Consider the following 16,395-nt stretch of genomic DNA (forward strand, 5'->3'; position numbering starts at 1 on the left):
ATATCCGGAGAGAAACAGAGAGGCGTTCATCATGCCTGGCACATTGTATCCGCGCCCGTACTGCCGCAGCCTGAGCATCGGCGCACTGGCCGCCGTACTGGCACTGCCACTGGCTGCCGCCGAGCCGGGGGATCCGTTCGACGACCACGGCTCCGCCGACCCGTTCGACGACGACAGCCTCTGGGAGCCACCCCGCCCGGAAACCAACCGGGGCGCACTGCAGTTCCTGAGCGAACGGCCGGAGCAACCGGTCCACCACCACGAGAACCAGATCACGCTGGCTGCGAGCAGCCTGGACGACGGCTGGGTCCAACTGCGCCAGTGCCACCGCGACATCGACCGGGTTCGTCGGGCACAGATCCTCTACAATGGTGCCACGACACGGGACATCGAAATCGAATCGCAGAGCAATATCGCGGAATCCTGGGTCGAGGGAGCCTCGGTGCAGCTGCGCCGGGTCGAACCGGAAGCCGAACTCTGCGTACGTGCGCGCTCGCAAATGCTCCGGATGCTCGACGACGGCAGCTACGTGCTGGAAAACGGGCCGTTCATGCGGCGTTTCCTCGACGGCTATTATCCGATGCGCGTGACCGTAGCCATCAATTGGGGGGATCTTGATCTGTCGCTGGCGGAGACGACTCCGGACGCCCAGCCGGGTTTCGATATCACCACGTCCCGCCACGGCGTGATCATCGACACCGTCTTCGAGGGGCGATTGAATACCGTACTGCGGTTCGAGAACGGCTCGCGGGACGCCGGCACCAACGACTGATGTCCACGCAGCGAACCAAGCCCGCCGTTCACGATCGCCGCACCGTGGCCCGCAGCCGCCTGTTCGAGGTCGAGGAGATGCATCTGGAGTTCAGCAACGGAGTGCATGCACGCTACGAGCGGCTGCTGAACAGCGGTCGCGGCGCGGTCGTGATTGCGCCGATGCTGGACGCGGAAACCGTGCTCTTGATCCGCGAGTACGCGGCGGGAACCGACCGCTACGAGCTCGGACTGCCCAAGGGCCGGATCGAGGCGGACGAGGACATCCTGGCCGCGGCCGACCGCGAGATCATGGAGGAGATCGGCTATGGCAGCCGGCGCCTGAGCCACCTCGGATCCTTCTCGCTCGCTCCCGGGTACATGTCACACACCTCGCATCTCGTCCTGGCGCAGGATCTGTACGAGCACCGGGTTCCCGGCGACGAGCCCGAGGAAATCGAGGTGCTGCCTTGGCGGCTTGCCGATCTGGGCCGCCTGCTGGAGCGCGAGGACTGTTCCGAGGCCCGATCCATCGCCGCATTGTTCATGGTGCGCGAACGGCTGCTGGCGAAACCATGATGAGCGGGCTTTCGCTGCCGGTCGAGGTGCTGCTGAACGAAGCCCGGAACATCGCCCGGGAGGCCGGGGATGCGATTCTCGACGTCTACGAGACCCGTTTCGCGACGATGGAGAAGGACGACCGGTCGCCGCTGACCGAGGCCGACCTCGCGGCACACCGTATCATCAGCGCGCGCCTTCGGGAACTGACACCGGAACTCCCGCTGCTGTCCGAGGAGGGGCGCGACGTCCCGTTCGACGAGCGCCGGCACTGGCCATCGTACTGGCTGATCGATCCGCTGGACGGCACGCGCGAATTCGTGAAACGCAACGGCGAGTTCACCGTGAACATCGCGCTGATCCAGCACCACGACCCGCTGCTGGGCGTCGTCTGGAGCCCGGTGCTCGGCACCCTGTACTCGGGCGCGCACGGCGTCGGCGCGTTCCGGGAAACCTCGGCGGCATCGCGGGCACCGATCCAGGTGCAGCCGCCCGCGCCCGGGCACAGGCCGCGCGTCGTCGGCAGCCGTTCCCATGGCAACGACCGGCTGCTTGCCGCGCTGGAAAAGCTTGGCCCGCACCAGCTCGTGCCGATGGGCAGCTCCCTGAAGCTCTGCCTGGTTGCCGAGGGTGCCGCCGACCTGTACCCCCGCCTCGGTCCCACCAGCGAGTGGGACACCGCCGCGGCGCATGCGGTAGTCAGCGCTGCAGGCGGGCGGGTCGTCGATCTGACCGGCGCGGAGCTGCGCTACAACACCCGGGAGTCCCTGCTCAACCCCGAGTTCCTGGTCTGCGCCGAAGACCCTCAGGCATGGTTGTCGCGCCTCGGCCTCGACCGCCCCGCCGCCTGAACCCGAATCGGCCGTACCTGCGCCAGGTCGCAACACCGGCGCACGAACGCCTACCCGGTCCGTTCACCGGGCAAGGCGCACTCAACCCCGCCGGCGCCCTGACGGGTGTCGCGCCGGCCGGGAGCGTGGACGCTGCCACGGCGGATGCCATCGCCTTTTCACGGCCCCGCGAATGCGAACGGCTCGGCGTTCATGAATGCATCGGACACTTCGCCGGAATAGACCTCGTTCCCTGCCAGGGGCAGCTGCCTGACCCCACTGTCCGAGGCGAAATCGACCCGGTTCAGATCTACCCAGAACGTATTGGGTGTAAGCGCTGTCTCGAAGTAATACACGAGATGCTTCTGGTCAGAGACCGACCGCCACCGGGTCGACGAGATATGGGGCTCACCTTCGGTCGAGATGCCGAAAGGAACCGAGACGCTTCGGATGACACTGAACACGCTCGCCACCGCGATTTGCGGGTCGCTCGTCCTGGGGATCGCATCCATGTAAAACGATGCCCGCACAAAGCGATCCGCCGGCCGACTGGTTCCCGGCAGCATGGTCGTGCCGCCGATCTGCTTCCAGTATTCGTTCAGCGCCAGCTGCTGTTCAAAAACCGGCGAGTTGGTCATCACCGTGTACGACATGCCATGATGAATCGTCAGCACTCCATCCACGTACTCGAAGATCGCATTGTCGCCCTTGGCGTCGGAGATCGACAGGTGAAGCGTTCCGAAGCGGTCGGTCCCGGGGATATCCGTGGAAACCACCACGAAGGGCTCATCGCGTAGCTCGTCGACCGCTTCTTCAACCGTGGCAAAATTGTCGAGCACGTACTGCACCCAGGCAGCAATACTCAGGCCCTGCCGATCCCCATCGAATTCCGGATAGCGGGATTCGGTCAGCCAGAGCAGGTTGGCGACGAGACCTTTCTCGTTCATACCGTCGGCGCTGGCAATGTCGAAAGCGCTGGCGACGACGCTCCCATACCGGGAGACCCAGGAAACCGAATTCGGACCAACCGCCCCGTTCCGCTCCATTCCCCTGGGAAACAGCCATAGATTGGCCGGAATCTCATCCTTCCAGTCCATCGAGCGCGCCGTAATGGTGAGCCCGTCGGGCCCCTGATAGACCGCCCGTGAACAGGCATCGACTGGCGGCGCGATGGACAGCATGCACGCGCATGCAATGACAAGAGACACGATCCTGTGATTCATTCTCTACCCCTCCCGCTTCGGTAATGACAACCGCATTCAGCGACACCGCAAAGCAGCGCCGGATCTTGAGCGTTGCCAGGTTTTTCCTGGGCGTTGAGTCTACCGGACGGAGCCTCGGCTTGCTGCACGACAACAATGCGCGGCGCCCGGAACTGCCGCCCCCGAGCGCGCGCTGAGCACCGGGCAGGGTGGCCTACCGCACGATCCTGCCCCTCCAGTGCAAGAGTCCGTTCAGCTCCGCAATTACCTCCAGCTCCTCCAGATACGGACGCAGATCGTCGAGTTCCGCCGCGTCGCAGAGTCCGCGATAGAGCGGGCCTGCCGCGCCGCGTTGACGGGTTCGCACGACTAGGTCGTCGGGAGTGCCCAGCCTCGTGAAGCTTCTACCATTGCTTGCATGGTACGAATAGGCCCCGGGTACGACACCGAGCCGGCGCGACCAGCCGCAGTAGACTGGAGTCTCGTCGTCCCGCAATGCCCTTGCGAAGTCCTCGAGCAGGGGCCGATACTGGCTCTGAGAGTCATTCGTCAACCTCAGAGACTCGGCCGACTGCAACGGCGCGCCGGCCCAGAACGCCAGCAGCAATGCAGCCGGCACGACCAGCCCTTGCCACGGGATCATCCGTGCCATTGCGACCCCCAGGCTAGCGGCCAGGATCGGAAGCACGAGCAGCATATACCGCTCGTAGGTCATCCCCGAGGCCAGCGTGAGCATCAACGCGAATCCGACGGCTGCCAGAGGCAAGAGGAACGCCTCCGGCCGCCGGACGAGGAACGGCAACAGGAACAGCGCTGCGATCGCGGGGATCCAGAGCCCCGCACCATCCCGCAGGATCCACTGCCACCACTGCATCTCAACGTCCGCGAGACCCCCGCTCGGAGCAAACCGACCCACGAGCTCCCGGCCATAGGCGGACCTAATGAACCGGGGTCCGTGCAGCACCGTTTGCAGAATCGGCCACCAGAGAAAGACCGCTGTCCCCAGCAGCAGCGAGATCCGGAAATGAACGTTACGCACGATCAAGCGCAGCGAGACGTCGTGAAACCGAGCGCTCAGTGGAACCAAGACCAGAAAGACCGCGACCGCCACCATCGCCGCCGGAACCTTCTGCAAGGCGCCGAGCCCTGCCGCCAGCGCCACCACGTACCACCATCTCGGCTGGCGCATTGCCAGAATGAACGCGGCAATGGCGAGCGTCAGGAAAAAAGCCGCACCGGTATCCAGCAGCGCAGAGGTGCTGTGGCGCCACAACAAGGAGGAGGCGGCGAGGATCAGGATTGCAGCCGGGATCGCGTAAGGATGCCCGGGCGCGAGCGCATGGGCGAGCAGCCCCGTGGCGCCGAGCAATGCGAGCCCGAGCAGGAAAGGCCAGAATCTCAGTGCAAATTCGAGATCATCAAACTGCGCCAGGGCAGCTGCGGTCAGCCAGTAATGCAGCGGTGGTTTGACAAAACTCGGCCGGTGATTCGTGTAGACGGTAAACCAGTCGCTGTGCAGCGAAAAACCGTGCGACCGCTCGAGCGTGAAGTACTCGTCCCAATGGCTAATCGTACCGACGTGAAGCATCGACCCGTAATGAACGGCGAGCACCAGGACCACGCCGAACGCGAGCAAGACGGGGAGTGCAACACGGTCGCTGGAAGACGACGACATGGACAGGGATTCCTGACAAGTGACGTGGAACGCAAGATGGGATGGACCGCACCGGATGATACCGATCGACTCGGCCCTGGTCGGCTCCGGAACGCCGTCAGGCAGCCGCGGCCGCCAGCCACAGGGCGAGAACGGCCAAGGCCACGATCGCGGCTGCGGCGATCACGCGGGGGGCCCGGATCTGGCCGTGACGGACGTCGAAGTCGCCTTCTTCGTCCCAGAAGGTCTTGGCGTCGCGGGACAACTGGTAGTGCTGGGCGGCCATCAGGAACTGCCCGATCAGCGGCGCGCCCGCGCCGAGCCCCTTGGCCCAGACCATGTCCGAGCGCCGCAGCGCCTGCGAGTAGCTGAGCCGGGAACCATCCCGGTTCAGGATCCGGATCGAGAACACCCACTTGCCGGGGCTCGTCGCCAGGCGGCTGATCAGAATGGGTTCGATCAGCAGCCAGACGAACAGCACCAGCATGCCGAACAGCATCAGGTCGATCCAGCCGGGCTCTGCCGGCCAGAACCAGTGCCACTGGGCCAGCCCCAGCGGCACCGCCATCAGGAACACGTCGAAGGCACGCGCCCAAAAGCGGATCCAGGGGTGGACCCGCCCCGGATCTTCGTTGCGCGAGCCCACAGGCATTACCCCCCCGCCCCGGTCCGACCCGGCGGGCTGTCAGCGGCTCGCAAGCTGGGCGTCGATGGCTTTCTCGGCCTCCAGCCAGTGGGCGTGGTTGTCGCCGGTGAACCCGTTGCGCTCGGCGATGAAATACGCGGCATCCTGGATCATGCGGTAGCGCTGCTCGGGACTGACCTCCGACCCCGTAGCCGGCGCCGCCTTCCGCGAAGAACGCGCCCCGGTACCATTGGTCGCCTGGCGCGGTGTTGCCTTGCGCGGTGCCGCCTTGCGCGCGGCTGGCTTCTTCTCGGCCGGTGCGGCCTTGGTGCTTGCACGCGCCGGCGCCTTCGGCTTCGCGGTTTTCGTCGCGGAGGTTTCGGACGCCGCGGCCGCGGTGTCGGACTGGGTTACGCCTTTCTTGCTTTGCCTTGCCATGATGCAGCCCCCCTGGAGCTTGCCAGCGAATTTGACAACGGTGCTGCTCGCCAGCAGCTACCGAGGTTGATCATAGGCCGCCCCACACGGCCCTTCAACACGATTTCACCGCGTTTCGGCGAATTCCACCGGAAGCCGCAGGCCCGCACGGGTGTCGGCTGCGTTCCCCGGAGCCGCGGGCTGTCGATGCGGCGCAGCGACTCAGTCGGCCGCCCGCCCCGACGGAGCCGCCGCGGCCCCGGAATCTCCCGATTCCAGCGGGATGTCGCAGCGATTCAGGAGATCGAAATGTTCCACCGCCTCCAGAATGCCGCGGGCATGCGTGGCCTCGGCGAAATAGATGCGCGCAAACCCCCGCAGTTTTTCCAGTTCCGGGTGATGGTTGCCCACCACGACGCCCAGCAGCCGCCCGCGCAGCATGTCCTCGTCGTTGCCGGAGTCACCGGCCACCAGCACATGTTCCAGCGGGATGCCCCATTTGTCGGCGACGTAGCGCACGGCGAGCCCCTTGGACGCACGTACCGGCAGGAGATCCAGGAACATATCGTGCGAGTAGACGACGCGGGCATGCAGATCCGCCTGATACAGCAGCCGGTCGATCGCCGCTGCGCCTTCGAACTTTTCGGCATCCACGAAGTAGCTGATCTTGAACGGCCGCTGGTCCACCTCGGGCTGCAACTCCAGCCCCGGCTCTTTCTTCAGCAGCTCGCGCAGCCGTTCCGGCTGCCAGCGGTGGCTGATGTGGCGAGCCCAGCCCTTGTCGGGCGTCGCCTCGGCACCGTAGTAGATCTCCGAACCCACCGAGGTGATCCACAGGTCCGGAGCCGGGACTCCGTGTCGAGCCAGCACTTCCTGCGCGGAATCCAGACGCCGGCCCGTGGCCACGCCGAACACGACTTCGCCGCGGTGCCGGCGCAGCCAGGCGAGAAAGGCCTTCAGCGCCGCCGGGTCGCCGATCAGGGTATTGTCGATATCGGTCAATACCGCGCGGTCGACATCGACCAGCCGGCCGGATACCGAACGCTGTTCCCGGCGGCTGCGCCGGACTTCGCGGCCCAGTTGCTTGATCAGCTTCACGCAAAGCGCCGCATGGCCGTCCCAGGAGTAGTGCGCGCGCACCCCCTTCACACCCTGTTCGGAGAAGCGGCGCCACAGGGCCCGGTCCGAGAGGATCGACTCGGTGGCGGCGGCGATTCCCGGCGGATCCAGGGGATCGATCAGCACGCCGTTGTGGCAGCGCGAGAGGATCTCCTGCGGACCGCCGTCGTTGGTGGCCACGATCGGAGCACCGCTGGCCGCGGCCTCGATCAGCGTGAGACCGAACGGTTCGGTGAGCGCCGGGTTCACGAACACGCCACGGGTGGAGGCGACCAGTCGATAGAGATCCGGCACGTCGTCGCTCTGATGATGCTTCGGGTAGGCGACCTTGCCGTAGAGATCGTGCCGGTCGATCCGCAACAGCAGATCCGTGAGCACCTGCCGCGCCCCCTTTTCCAGAGCGGCGATGTCATCCCGGTTCCCAGCCACGATCAGCAGATTGGCATGCTCGCGCAGCCATTCACTGCCGGCGTAGGCGTCGACCAGCGCCCGGATGTTCTTGCGCTCGTCGGCCCGGGACAACGCCATGATCAGCGGTCGGTCGGGCTTCTCCAGAAACCGGGCGATGCTGGGCCAGATCGGCGGCTTGCGCTGTCCGCGCCTGGGCGGACGAAAGCGCGACAGATCGGTACCCGGCGGGATGACGACCATGCGCGACGGATGGTAGTTGTCGTAGGTCGCGTATTGTTCGCCCACCTCCTGCTGCGTGCTGGCGATCACCCGGTGCGCGTGTGCCAGCGCCTCTTCCTCGGCCTGGATGCGCTGCGAGATGCTGTAGCGGCTCTCGATGTCGGCTTCCTTCATGCCGTTGGCCACCAAGCGTTCCCGTTTCACCCGCCCGAGCGAATGCCCTGTCTGCAGCATGGGCACGCCGAGCAGGTTGGAAATGCGCGTCGCCACGTAGCCGGCATCGGCATAGTGCCCGTGCACCACGTCCGGGCGCAGCCCGACCGTGCGGATATGGTCCAGCAGGTTGTCCGCGAAGCAATCGAGATGCGGCCAGAGCTTCTCCTTGTGCAAATAGCGGCGCGGGCCGCATTCGATCCGGACGATGCGTGCGCCGTTGCCGAGATCCTCCTCGGGCAGCGCGTAGTCGTTCGCGACGCGGCTGTCCTCCACCCTTCGCGTGACCAGATCGACGCGCCCCACCTCGGGATGTCGCGCCAACGCGCGCGCGAGTTCCACCACGTAGAGCGTCTGACCGCCGGTGTCGGCATCACGCCCCAGTTCCAGATTGCTGCCCCGGATCAGGCCATGCACGCTGATCAGCACCAGGTAGAGGCCCTCGCCGGCGCGTGCCTTGCTCTGGGTCTTCTTCACGTTTCTCCTCGCGGCATGGGTGGGATCCTTCAGAGGCCTGGCGGCGCCGGCTAGACTCGCGGGCAGGCCCGTTCGGAGGAGGCGCAACCGGCGCGATGAATCTGCCGGCCCCCGGGGCAGCCCGCGGCCACGGATGAACCGCACGGCGCCCATAACCATACACAATGCCGGTGAACCGGCCAAGCTTGCGTCACGCCCCGGACGCAGCCCGTTTCCGAGGAGTCTTCATGATGTCCCGATCCGACGAGATTTCCGATGCCGACTGGCGGCAGCGACTGACCCCGGAGCAGTACCGCATCGCTCGCGAGGGCGGAACCGAACCGGCCTTCACGGGCCAGTATTACGATCACAAGGCGCCGGGCCGCTATCGTTGCGTCGGTTGCGGGGCCGGGTTGTTCCGCTCCACCGACAAGTACGATTCGGGTTCCGGCTGGCCCAGTTTCACCGCGCCGGCCAGCGGCGACGCGGTATCCGAGCACCGCGATGCCAGTCACGGGATGCTCCGCACCGAGGTACGCTGTGCGCGCTGCCAGTCCCATCTGGGGCATGTGTTTCCGGATGGACCGGCGCCGACCGGTTTGCGCTACTGCATCAACTCGGCGGTGCTCGAATTCGAGCCGGACTGACCGGTCGCCCCTCCCCGGCCCCCTCCCGCGCACTGCGGGAGGGGGAAGCTACGAATTCCTGGTTTCAGTGGCGGGGGCAACGATATCCCGATCGCGATCCACGTCGTCGATGCGCCCATCGAGACCCTCGATGGTTCGGGTCGTGGCCTTGGGCGACTCGGTGCGGCGCGCGAGCAACGTGTAGGCCGCGGGAATCACGAACAGCGTGAACAGCGTCGCGAACAGCACCCCGGAAAACACCGCGATACCGATCACGAAGCGGGTCTCGGAACCCGGACCGGTCGCGAGAATCAGCGGGATGGACCCGGCGACCGTGGTGAGCGCGGTCATCAGCACCGGACGCAGCCGCATGCTGGACGCCTCGACGATGGCCCGGTGGAATTCGCGTCCGTGATCGCGCAACTGGTTCGCGAACTCGACGATCAGGATGCCGTTCTTGGCCGCCAGCCCGATCAGCATCACCATGCCGATCTGACTGTAGATGTTCATCGTCTGACCGGTGAAGTACAGCCCCAGCAGCGCGCCGACAATCGCGAGCGGCACCGTGAGCATGATCACCAACGGGTGCACGAAACTCTCGAACTGCGCGGCGAGCACCAGGTAGACCACCAGCAGCGCGAGCACGAACACGAAGAACACCGCCTGCGCGCCCTCGCGCAGATCCAGAGACTCGCCCTTGTAGTCGATGCGGGCCTCGGGCGGCAGGACCTCGGCGGCCGCGGCATCGAGCTCCGCGAGCACCTGACCCAGCGTGTGGCCTTCCTGCACCGCCGCAGTCAACGTCACCGCGCGCGCACGGTTGTAGCGTTCGAGTGATCCGGCACCGGCCACCTCGTCGTAGCTGACCAGGCTGGACAGCGGGATCAGCATGCCCCGGTCCGAGCGCACGTAGAGGTTCGAGATGTCGCCCGGCGTGCGGCGCTGGTCGGAACGTCCCTCGACGATCACGTCGTACTCCTCGCCGCGCTCGATGAAGGTGGTCACGCTGCGCCCGCCGAGCATCACGTCCAATGTGCGCCCGACGGTGGTCAGCGACACCCCGAGGTCGGCTGCCCGGTCGCGGTCGATATGCACCGAGATCTGCGGCTGCGTCGGCCGGTAGTCCAGCTCGAGCCTTGCGAGGCCGGGGATCTCCTCCGCGCGCTCGAGCAATGTCTCACCCCACTCGGCGAGTTCGTCGTAATCGGGCCCGGTGATCACGAACTGCACCGGAGGTCCGATCCGCCCGGCCGAGAGTCCCTGGCGCATGATCGCGCGCGCGGTGATCCCCGGGATCTCCGCCAGCGAGGCGTTGATCTCGTCCATCACCTCCCAGGACGAGCGCTCCCGGTCGTTCCAGTGATGCATGATCACGATCACGAAGCCGTTGTTCACCGCCTCCGGGTTGCCGAAACCGCGCGGGGTACGCACCATGATCCTGCGCACATCACCCTGCTCGGTCATCGGCAGCAGGCGGCGCTCGACCTCCGCCATCCGCTCGCTCATGTAGTCGAAGCTCGCGCCCTCCGGGCCGGTGACCATGATGAAAAACGCGCCCCGGTCCTCGCGCGGCGCGAACTCCTCCGGGATTTCGCTCAGCAGCCACCAGGCGCCGCCGAGCGCCAGCAGCAGGATGGGCACCACACCCCAGGCATGCGGCAGACTGCGCTCGAGCAGCCGCCGATAGCCGCGCTCCAGCGCCCCGAAGCCGCGGCTGACGAAACGCGCCATGCCGGTATCGTCGTCGCCCTTGTGCATCAGCCGTCCGGAAAGCACGGGCGCCAGCGTCAGCGCGACGATGCTCGAGAACACCACCGCGATCGCGATCGCGAGCGCGAACTCGGTGAACAGCCGCCCGACGGTACCGCTGAGAAAGGCCAACGGCACGAACACCGCGACCAGTACCGAGGTGGTCGCGACGATCGCGAAACCGACCTGGCGGGCCCCGCGGTACGCCGCCAGCAGACCCGGTTCACCGCGCTCGATGCGCCGGTGGATGTTCTCGAGCATCACGATTGCATCGTCGACCACCAGCCCGATTGCGAGCACCAGCGCGAGCAAGGTCAGCAGGTTCACCGAGAAGCCAAGCAGCGCGACGCCGATGAACGCGGCGGTGATCGCGACCGGGACCGTCACGCCGGGGATCAGCGTCGCGCGCCAGCTGCCGAGGAACAGGTAGATCACCAGCACCACCGCGGCGGTCGCGATCGCGAGCGTGATGTAGACCTCGCGGATCGCGCCCTCGATGAACACCGAGCTGTCATAGGTGACCACCAGCGAGGTGCCGTCGGGCAGCTGCTCCTGCAGATCGGCCGCAACCCGTTTCACGCCGTCGGCAACGTCGAGCACGTTCGCGTTGGCCTGGCGGATGATGCCGAGCCCGACCATGTCCTCGCCGTTGCCCCGAAACTCGGTGCGCTCGGAGTCCGAGCCGAGCCTGACCTCGGCCACCTCGCCCAGACGCACCAGGTGCTGGTTGTCCGCGCGCCGGATCACCAGGCTCTCGAAATCCTCGACGGTGCGGTACATGCGGTCGACGCGAACCCGAAACTCGCGGTCGACCGAATCGACCCGACCCGCGGGCAGCTCGACGTTCTCGCGCCGCAGCGCGTCCTCGATGTCGACGACGGTGAGCTCACGCGCCGCCAACGCCTCGCGGTCGACCCAGATTCGCATCGCGTAGCGGCGGGCCCCGCCGAGCCGGATCAGCGCAACGCCGTCGACCACCGACAGCCGGTCGACCAGGTAGCGGCGCGCGTAGTCGGCGAGCTCCAGGCCATCCATCGTGGTGCTCGAGAGGTTCAGCCAGAGAATCGGGCTCGCGTCGGCGTCGGCCTTGGTCACCTGCGGTGGGTCGACCTCGTCGGGCAGGAACCGCACCACGCGCGACACCGCTTCGCGGATGTCGTTGGCGGCGGCGTCGATGTCGCGGTTCAGGTTGAACTCGACGGTGATCGACGAGCGGCCGTCGCGGCTCGACGACTGGATGTAGCGGATCCCCTCGATGCCGGCGATTCGGTCCTCGAGGCGCTGGGTGACCTCGCGCTCGATGATCTCGGCACTGGCACCCGAATAGTCGGTGGTCACGGTGATCACCGGCGCGTCGATGTCGGGGTACTCGCGCAGCGGCAGTTGCTGATAGGCGATCAGGCCGAAGGTGACCAGCAGCAGGTTGAACACGACCGCGAGTACCGGCCGGCGATTCGCGATGTCGGAGATGATCATGCCGGTTCTTCCTCCAGCACTCGCACCTCGCTGCCCTGGCGCACGCGCAGAATGCCATCGGTGACCACCCGGTCACCCGCAGCGAGTCCGTCCAGCACCTCGACCCAGCCCGGCTGGCGCCGACCGATCCGGATCTGCTGGCGCTCGACCTTGCCGTCGTCGGCGAGCCGGAAGACGAAATGCCGGTCGGCCGTCGCGAGCACCGCGCCTTCAGGAATCGCCAGCCGATCCGCCGGATCGAGCGGCAGGCGCGTGGTCAGCAGCATCCCGGGCCGCAGCTCGCGCTCGGGGTTATCGATCTCCGCGCGCACGGTGAAGCTGCGGGTGGCGACGTCGACCCGGGTGCTGACTGCGGTGACCACGCCCTCGAACACGCGGTCGCGGAACGCGACGCTGCGCGCCTTCACCGGTTTACCCGCGCGCACCGCACCCAGGAAACGCTCGGGCACGGTGAAATCGAGTTTGATGACCGAGATGTCATCGAGCTCGGCGACGGCGGTGCCGGGCGACACCAGCGAACCCGAGCTGACCCGCCGCAGCCCAAGTACTCCGGCGAACGGCGCCCGGATCACGCGATCGGAAAGCCGCGCCTCGACCGCGGCCAGGCGGGCCTCCGATTCCTCGACACGCGAGCGCTGCTGGTCCACCTGCTGGCGCGGCACGATGCCGTCTGCCGCCAGCCCGCGAATGCGGTTCAATTCGCGCCGTTGTTCCGCCAACGCGACCTGCGCTTCGCGCTGCTCTGCGAACTCCTCCGCTGACGCGAGGCGCACCAGGATCTGACCCGCCTCGACCTCGTCGCCATCGCGAAACGCGATTTCGGCCACGGTCGCGGTCACGGTCGCGGTCAGCGTGACCGATTCATTGGCCTGCGCGGTGCCGAGCGACTCGAGCACCGTCTCGAAGCGCTGCGGCTCGACCACGGCCAGACGCACCGGGATCCTGCGGTCGACGGCGGCATTGCCGGCCGCCGGGCTCGCGTTACCCGCCGCGCGCTCCTGGCTCGACCAGAACCACAAGCCACCGGCACCGACAGCGGCCAACAGCAGCACGATGACGAACGCTTTCAACACCGTGCTTCGCTGGCGGCCCAAGTGGGGCAAGTCCGTTTTCTTCGCACGACCAGTGGTCTCCCTCGACCTGCACGCTCACCGCCACGCCCATCGTGCAGCAGCCACCGCGCGTTGTTGACCGATTGGGCCGGCACCCTCCGACGGTCTCCCTCCCGCCTAGGAGCCTGTCGGACTTGGGTGCCCGTAGCGAGCCGCGTGGGAGAGCGAGGGCAGTTTTTCATGATTTCGAGGCGCATAGCGGTTCTATGGAACGAGAAATCAGGGAACAATGCACCGCTATTCCCACCGGCGCAGTAGGAGCAGCCCAAGTCCGACAGGCTCCTAGTGAAAGACCGCGGCATAAAGGTTTAATTCCATTCCGCCCCGGGAAACGCCCTGTTGCCAAGCGCGGACACCTGCGCGCCGGGCGGGCCAAGCGCAGAGCCTCCCCGCGCCCCGAGCTCGCTTTCGCTCACACCCCTCTCCCGCAGGCGAGGGAAACGGCAGCGCGCGACCGGTTCAGCGGATGAACGAGCGTGCACCCGACATTCCCACGAGACTGCCATCGAAATAGCGCTGAAGGAAGCTGTCGAAATCGTAGCGGTCGCTGGCCTCCATCGCGGCCTGTTCGGTCAGCGAATGCTGGGCCAGCTCGACCAGTTCGGCCTCGCGGGGCAGCGGGCAGTTGCTGCGGAAAGCCTCGCGGTGCTGGTCCGAAAGCCGCCGCGCATAGCGGTAGAACCCCTCCTCGCGCGCCATCATGTCCTCCAGCATCCGCGCCGACGGGGTCAGCGCGGCCTGTTCCACCTTGCCCCATTGTTCGCTCAGCGAACGGCGATACGGGTCTCCGGGCAGGCCCTGGTCGAGCATTGCCGCAACCGGGCGCATCAGAGTCAGGATCTCGCGACCGAGATCCTGCAATGCCGCGGGACCACGCTCGCAGCGCAGCATCAGGCCGGGCTTGCGGCCGTAGTGCGCCACCGCGAGCAGGTTCGCGTCGATGTCGGCCATCGCCGACTCGCTGAGTGGGGCGCTGGGAATCAGCAGCGCCGTGAGACAGAAAGCCTCGAGGAAGCGCAGCTGGCTCTCATCCACGCCAAGCGGGTGCTGGGCGTTCACATCGACCGAGCGCAGTTCGACATAGGCGATACCCCGCGACTCCAGCGCATCGGTCGGCTTCTCGAAGCGTTCCAGCGGCTGCTTGGGCCGCACCGAACTGTAGTACTCGTTCTCGATCTGCAGGATATTCGCGTTCAGCTGCCGGTACTCGCCGTTCACCTTGACCCCGATCCGGGCCCATTCCGGGCTCTCGGTGGTGATCGCACAGCGCAGGCTGTCGACGTACTCGGCCAGCGAGTTGTAGTTGGCCTTGATCCCGGTGTCCGCCTCCTTGCGGTTGTTGTAGCCGATGTCCCCCATGCGCAGGCTGGTCGCCAGCGGCAGGTAGCTGCTGTCGTCATCGAAGTCCTCGAGCCTGGCTCCGCGCCCATCGAGGAAAGTGTTGCAGACCGCAGGAGACGCACCGAACAGGTAGGGCACCAGCCAGCCGAAACGCAGCAGGTTGCGGATCATCCCCATCATGCAGCGGTCGCGGAAGTCGCGGTCGTCGGTCTCGCCGCGCAAGTCGGCCAGGATCGGCCAAAGTGCGGGCTGCGGCGAATAGTTGAAATGCACGCCGGCGATCACCTGCATCAAGCGCCCGTAGCGGTGTCCGAGCCCGATGCGGTAGACGGTCTTCATCCGGCCGGCGTTGGAATGGCCGTACTGCGCCACCGGGATCGAATCCTCGCCACTGACCGCGCAGGGCATGCTGGTGGCCCAGAGAATCTCGTCGCCGACCCGGGCTGCCGCAAAGGCCTGCAGATCCTGCAGGAAACCCAGCGTTTCGCGCACATCGTCGAACGGCGGCGTGACCAGTTCCAGCAGTGCCTCGGAATAATCGGTGGTGATGTAGGGATGGGTCAGCGCCGACCCCAGACCGGCAGGGTGCGGTGTCTGTGCGATCGATCCGGCCGCCCGTACCCGGAGCGTCTCTTTCTCCAGGCCGATCCGGCCGCGCAACGCGGTCGGCGGCAGCCGCTCGCCCAAGCGCAGCATCAGTTGCTGAAGATCGTTTTCGGGAGTACCCACGTACGTGTTCCTTTGCCCCAGGGGAAAAAAGCGGGGAACATACCGTAATGACCACGCGCGGTCACATTGGTGTCCGCGGGATAATGATGCCTCGATGCTGAATGACCTCAGAACGCTGTTCGACGATCTCGGCAAGCGCCTGCGCCTGGCCGGACCCGGCCCGATCGTGCTGGACGATCACCAGTGGCAGGCACTGGAGGCACGGGTTCCGTTCCTGGCCGCCCTGTCAACGGAAGAGATCGCCATCCTGCGGGAACGCATCGGCGAGTTCCTGGCGGCCAAGCATTTCGTTGCGATCGGCCTCGATCTTCAACCCTGGCAGCGGCATGTGATCGCAGCCTATGCCTGTCTGCCGGTGCTGCATCTCGGCACCCGCGCCTATCGGGAGTGGAAGACCGTGATCGTCTACCCGGACACGTTCACTCCCGAACAGGAATGGGTCGACGACGCGGGCGTGCACCACCACGCGGTGGTGCCGCAGGCCGGGGAAGCCTGGGAACGCGGCCCGGTCGTTCTGTCCTGGAACGACATCGCTGCCGACGGTGCGGTGATCGTGCACGAAATGACGCACACGCTGGACGCCGGGAACGGCGATGTCAACGGCTTCCCGCCACTACCGGCGCGGATGCCGGCAACGGCCTGGACCGAAACGTTCAGCGCGGCCTTCGAACAGCTGAACGACGCCATCGAGCGCGACGAGGAGCCGCTGATCGACCCCTACGCGGCCACCGACCCGGCCGAGTTCCTTGCGGTAGCCAGCGAGTATTTCTTCTTCTCGCCCGGATACCTTCGCGAAGTGTTCCCCGGCGTCTACGCGCAGCTCGCCGACTATTTCGGGCAACAGCCGCATCTGCGCGCACCGGAGATCGAGACCGGCCTGCCGGAAGGGACGAACTGAGCCGGCCGCC

At 66.4% G+C, this 16,395-nt stretch carries 13 protein-coding genes; 5 read left to right on the forward strand and 8 right to left on the reverse strand.

Annotated elements, in window-relative coordinates:
- The first annotated feature begins 31 nt into the window (after positions 1 to 31).
- The 3 genes from THITH_RS15610 to cysQ are packed head-to-tail and all read left to right on the forward strand — an operon-like array spanning position 32 to position 2,159.
- Positions 32 to 772, forward strand: coding sequence for a hypothetical protein (locus THITH_RS15610; RefSeq protein WP_006746874.1), 741 nt, complete (start codon positions 32 to 34; stop codon positions 770 to 772).
- Positions 772 to 1,329 carry an ADP compounds hydrolase NudE gene (nudE, locus tag THITH_RS15615; protein ID WP_006746873.1) on the forward strand — a complete coding sequence of 186 codons (558 nt, stop codon included), beginning with the start codon at positions 772 to 774 and terminating at the stop codon, positions 1,327 to 1,329. The genes THITH_RS15610 and nudE overlap by 1 nt, the downstream gene beginning before the upstream one ends.
- Positions 1,326 to 2,159, forward strand: a complete 834-nt coding sequence (gene cysQ / locus THITH_RS15620; RefSeq protein ID WP_006746872.1) for a 3'(2'),5'-bisphosphate nucleotidase CysQ — start codon at positions 1,326 to 1,328, stop codon at positions 2,157 to 2,159. The genes nudE and cysQ overlap by 4 nt, the downstream gene beginning before the upstream one ends.
- A gap of 158 nt (positions 2,160 to 2,317) precedes the next feature.
- On the opposite strand, the gene THITH_RS15625 is transcribed toward cysQ, so the two are convergent.
- The 5 genes from THITH_RS15625 to THITH_RS15645 form a co-directional block, all read right to left on the reverse strand.
- Positions 2,318 to 3,361: a linear amide C-N hydrolase gene (locus THITH_RS15625; protein WP_006746871.1), complete on the reverse strand. Its 1,044-nt coding sequence runs from the start codon at positions 3,359 to 3,361 to the stop codon at positions 2,318 to 2,320.
- A 193-nt stretch (positions 3,362 to 3,554) separates the two neighbouring features.
- Positions 3,555 to 5,015: an ArnT family glycosyltransferase gene (locus THITH_RS15630; RefSeq protein ID WP_006746870.1), complete on the reverse strand. Its 1,461-nt coding sequence runs from the start codon at positions 5,013 to 5,015 to the stop codon at positions 3,555 to 3,557.
- A gap of 97 nt (positions 5,016 to 5,112) precedes the next feature.
- Positions 5,113 to 5,646 carry an RDD family protein gene (locus THITH_RS15635; RefSeq protein WP_006746869.1) on the reverse strand — a complete coding sequence of 178 codons (534 nt, stop codon included), beginning with the start codon at positions 5,644 to 5,646 and terminating at the stop codon, positions 5,113 to 5,115.
- 33 nt (positions 5,647 to 5,679) lie between these two features.
- Positions 5,680 to 6,057: a DUF2934 domain-containing protein gene (locus THITH_RS15640; protein ID WP_006746868.1), complete on the reverse strand. Its 378-nt coding sequence runs from the start codon at positions 6,055 to 6,057 to the stop codon at positions 5,680 to 5,682.
- Between the two features lie 201 nt (positions 6,058 to 6,258).
- Entirely contained in the window at positions 6,259 to 8,475 is a 2,217-nt protein-coding gene (locus THITH_RS15645) for an HAD-IIB family hydrolase (RefSeq protein ID WP_006746867.1), read from the reverse strand.
- A 230-nt stretch (positions 8,476 to 8,705) separates the two neighbouring features.
- Between THITH_RS15645 and msrB the strand changes: the two genes are divergently transcribed.
- Positions 8,706 to 9,101, forward strand: coding sequence for a peptide-methionine (R)-S-oxide reductase MsrB (gene msrB / locus THITH_RS15650; RefSeq protein ID WP_025367637.1), 396 nt, complete (start codon positions 8,706 to 8,708; stop codon positions 9,099 to 9,101).
- A gap of 48 nt (positions 9,102 to 9,149) precedes the next feature.
- On the opposite strand, the gene THITH_RS15655 is transcribed toward msrB, so the two are convergent.
- The 3 genes from THITH_RS15655 to gshA all read right to left on the reverse strand — a co-directional run bounded on the left by THITH_RS15655 (position 9,150) and on the right by gshA (position 15,487).
- Positions 9,150 to 12,305, reverse strand: a complete 3,156-nt coding sequence (locus THITH_RS15655; RefSeq protein WP_006746865.1) for an efflux RND transporter permease subunit — start codon at positions 12,303 to 12,305, stop codon at positions 9,150 to 9,152.
- Positions 12,302 to 13,375, reverse strand: coding sequence for an efflux RND transporter periplasmic adaptor subunit (locus tag THITH_RS15660; RefSeq protein ID WP_025367638.1), 1,074 nt, complete (start codon positions 13,373 to 13,375; stop codon positions 12,302 to 12,304). The genes THITH_RS15655 and THITH_RS15660 overlap by 4 nt, the downstream gene beginning before the upstream one ends.
- 501 nt (positions 13,376 to 13,876) lie before the next feature.
- Complete coding sequence (gshA, locus tag THITH_RS15665) at positions 13,877 to 15,487, reverse strand: glutamate--cysteine ligase (RefSeq protein WP_006746863.1); 1,611 nt, start codon at positions 15,485 to 15,487, stop codon at positions 13,877 to 13,879.
- Between the two features lie 94 nt (positions 15,488 to 15,581).
- Between gshA and THITH_RS15670 the strand changes: the two genes are divergently transcribed.
- On the forward strand, positions 15,582 to 16,385 hold the full coding sequence (locus tag THITH_RS15670; protein ID WP_006746862.1) for a M90 family metallopeptidase: 804 nt from the start codon (positions 15,582 to 15,584) through the stop codon (positions 16,383 to 16,385).
- Positions 16,386 to 16,395 lie beyond the last annotated feature (10 nt).

It is taken from the genome of Thioalkalivibrio paradoxus ARh 1 (assembly GCF_000227685.2).
Lineage (GTDB): Bacteria > Pseudomonadota > Gammaproteobacteria > Ectothiorhodospirales > Ectothiorhodospiraceae > Thioalkalivibrio > Thioalkalivibrio paradoxus.

Coding starts and splice junctions, on each gene's coding strand:
- THITH_RS15610 (WP_006746874.1), top strand. CDS start 32: ATGCCTGGCACATTGTATCCGCGCCCGTACTGCCGCAGCCTGAGCATC.
- nudE (WP_006746873.1), top strand. CDS start 772: ATGTCCACGCAGCGAACCAAGCCCGCCGTTCACGATCGCCGCACCGTG.
- cysQ (WP_006746872.1), top strand. CDS start 1,326: ATGATGAGCGGGCTTTCGCTGCCGGTCGAGGTGCTGCTGAACGAAGCC.
- THITH_RS15625 (WP_006746871.1), bottom strand. CDS start 3,361: ATGAATCACAGGATCGTGTCTCTTGTCATTGCATGCGCGTGCATGCTG.
- THITH_RS15630 (WP_006746870.1), bottom strand. CDS start 5,015: ATGTCGTCGTCTTCCAGCGACCGTGTTGCACTCCCCGTCTTGCTCGCG.
- THITH_RS15635 (WP_006746869.1), bottom strand. CDS start 5,646: ATGCCTGTGGGCTCGCGCAACGAAGATCCGGGGCGGGTCCACCCCTGG.
- THITH_RS15640 (WP_006746868.1), bottom strand. CDS start 6,057: ATGGCAAGGCAAAGCAAGAAAGGCGTAACCCAGTCCGACACCGCGGCC.
- msrB (WP_025367637.1), top strand. CDS start 8,706: ATGTCCCGATCCGACGAGATTTCCGATGCCGACTGGCGGCAGCGACTG.
- THITH_RS15655 (WP_006746865.1), bottom strand. CDS start 12,305: ATGATCATCTCCGACATCGCGAATCGCCGGCCGGTACTCGCGGTCGTG.
- THITH_RS15670 (WP_006746862.1), top strand. CDS start 15,582: ATGCTGAATGACCTCAGAACGCTGTTCGACGATCTCGGCAAGCGCCTG.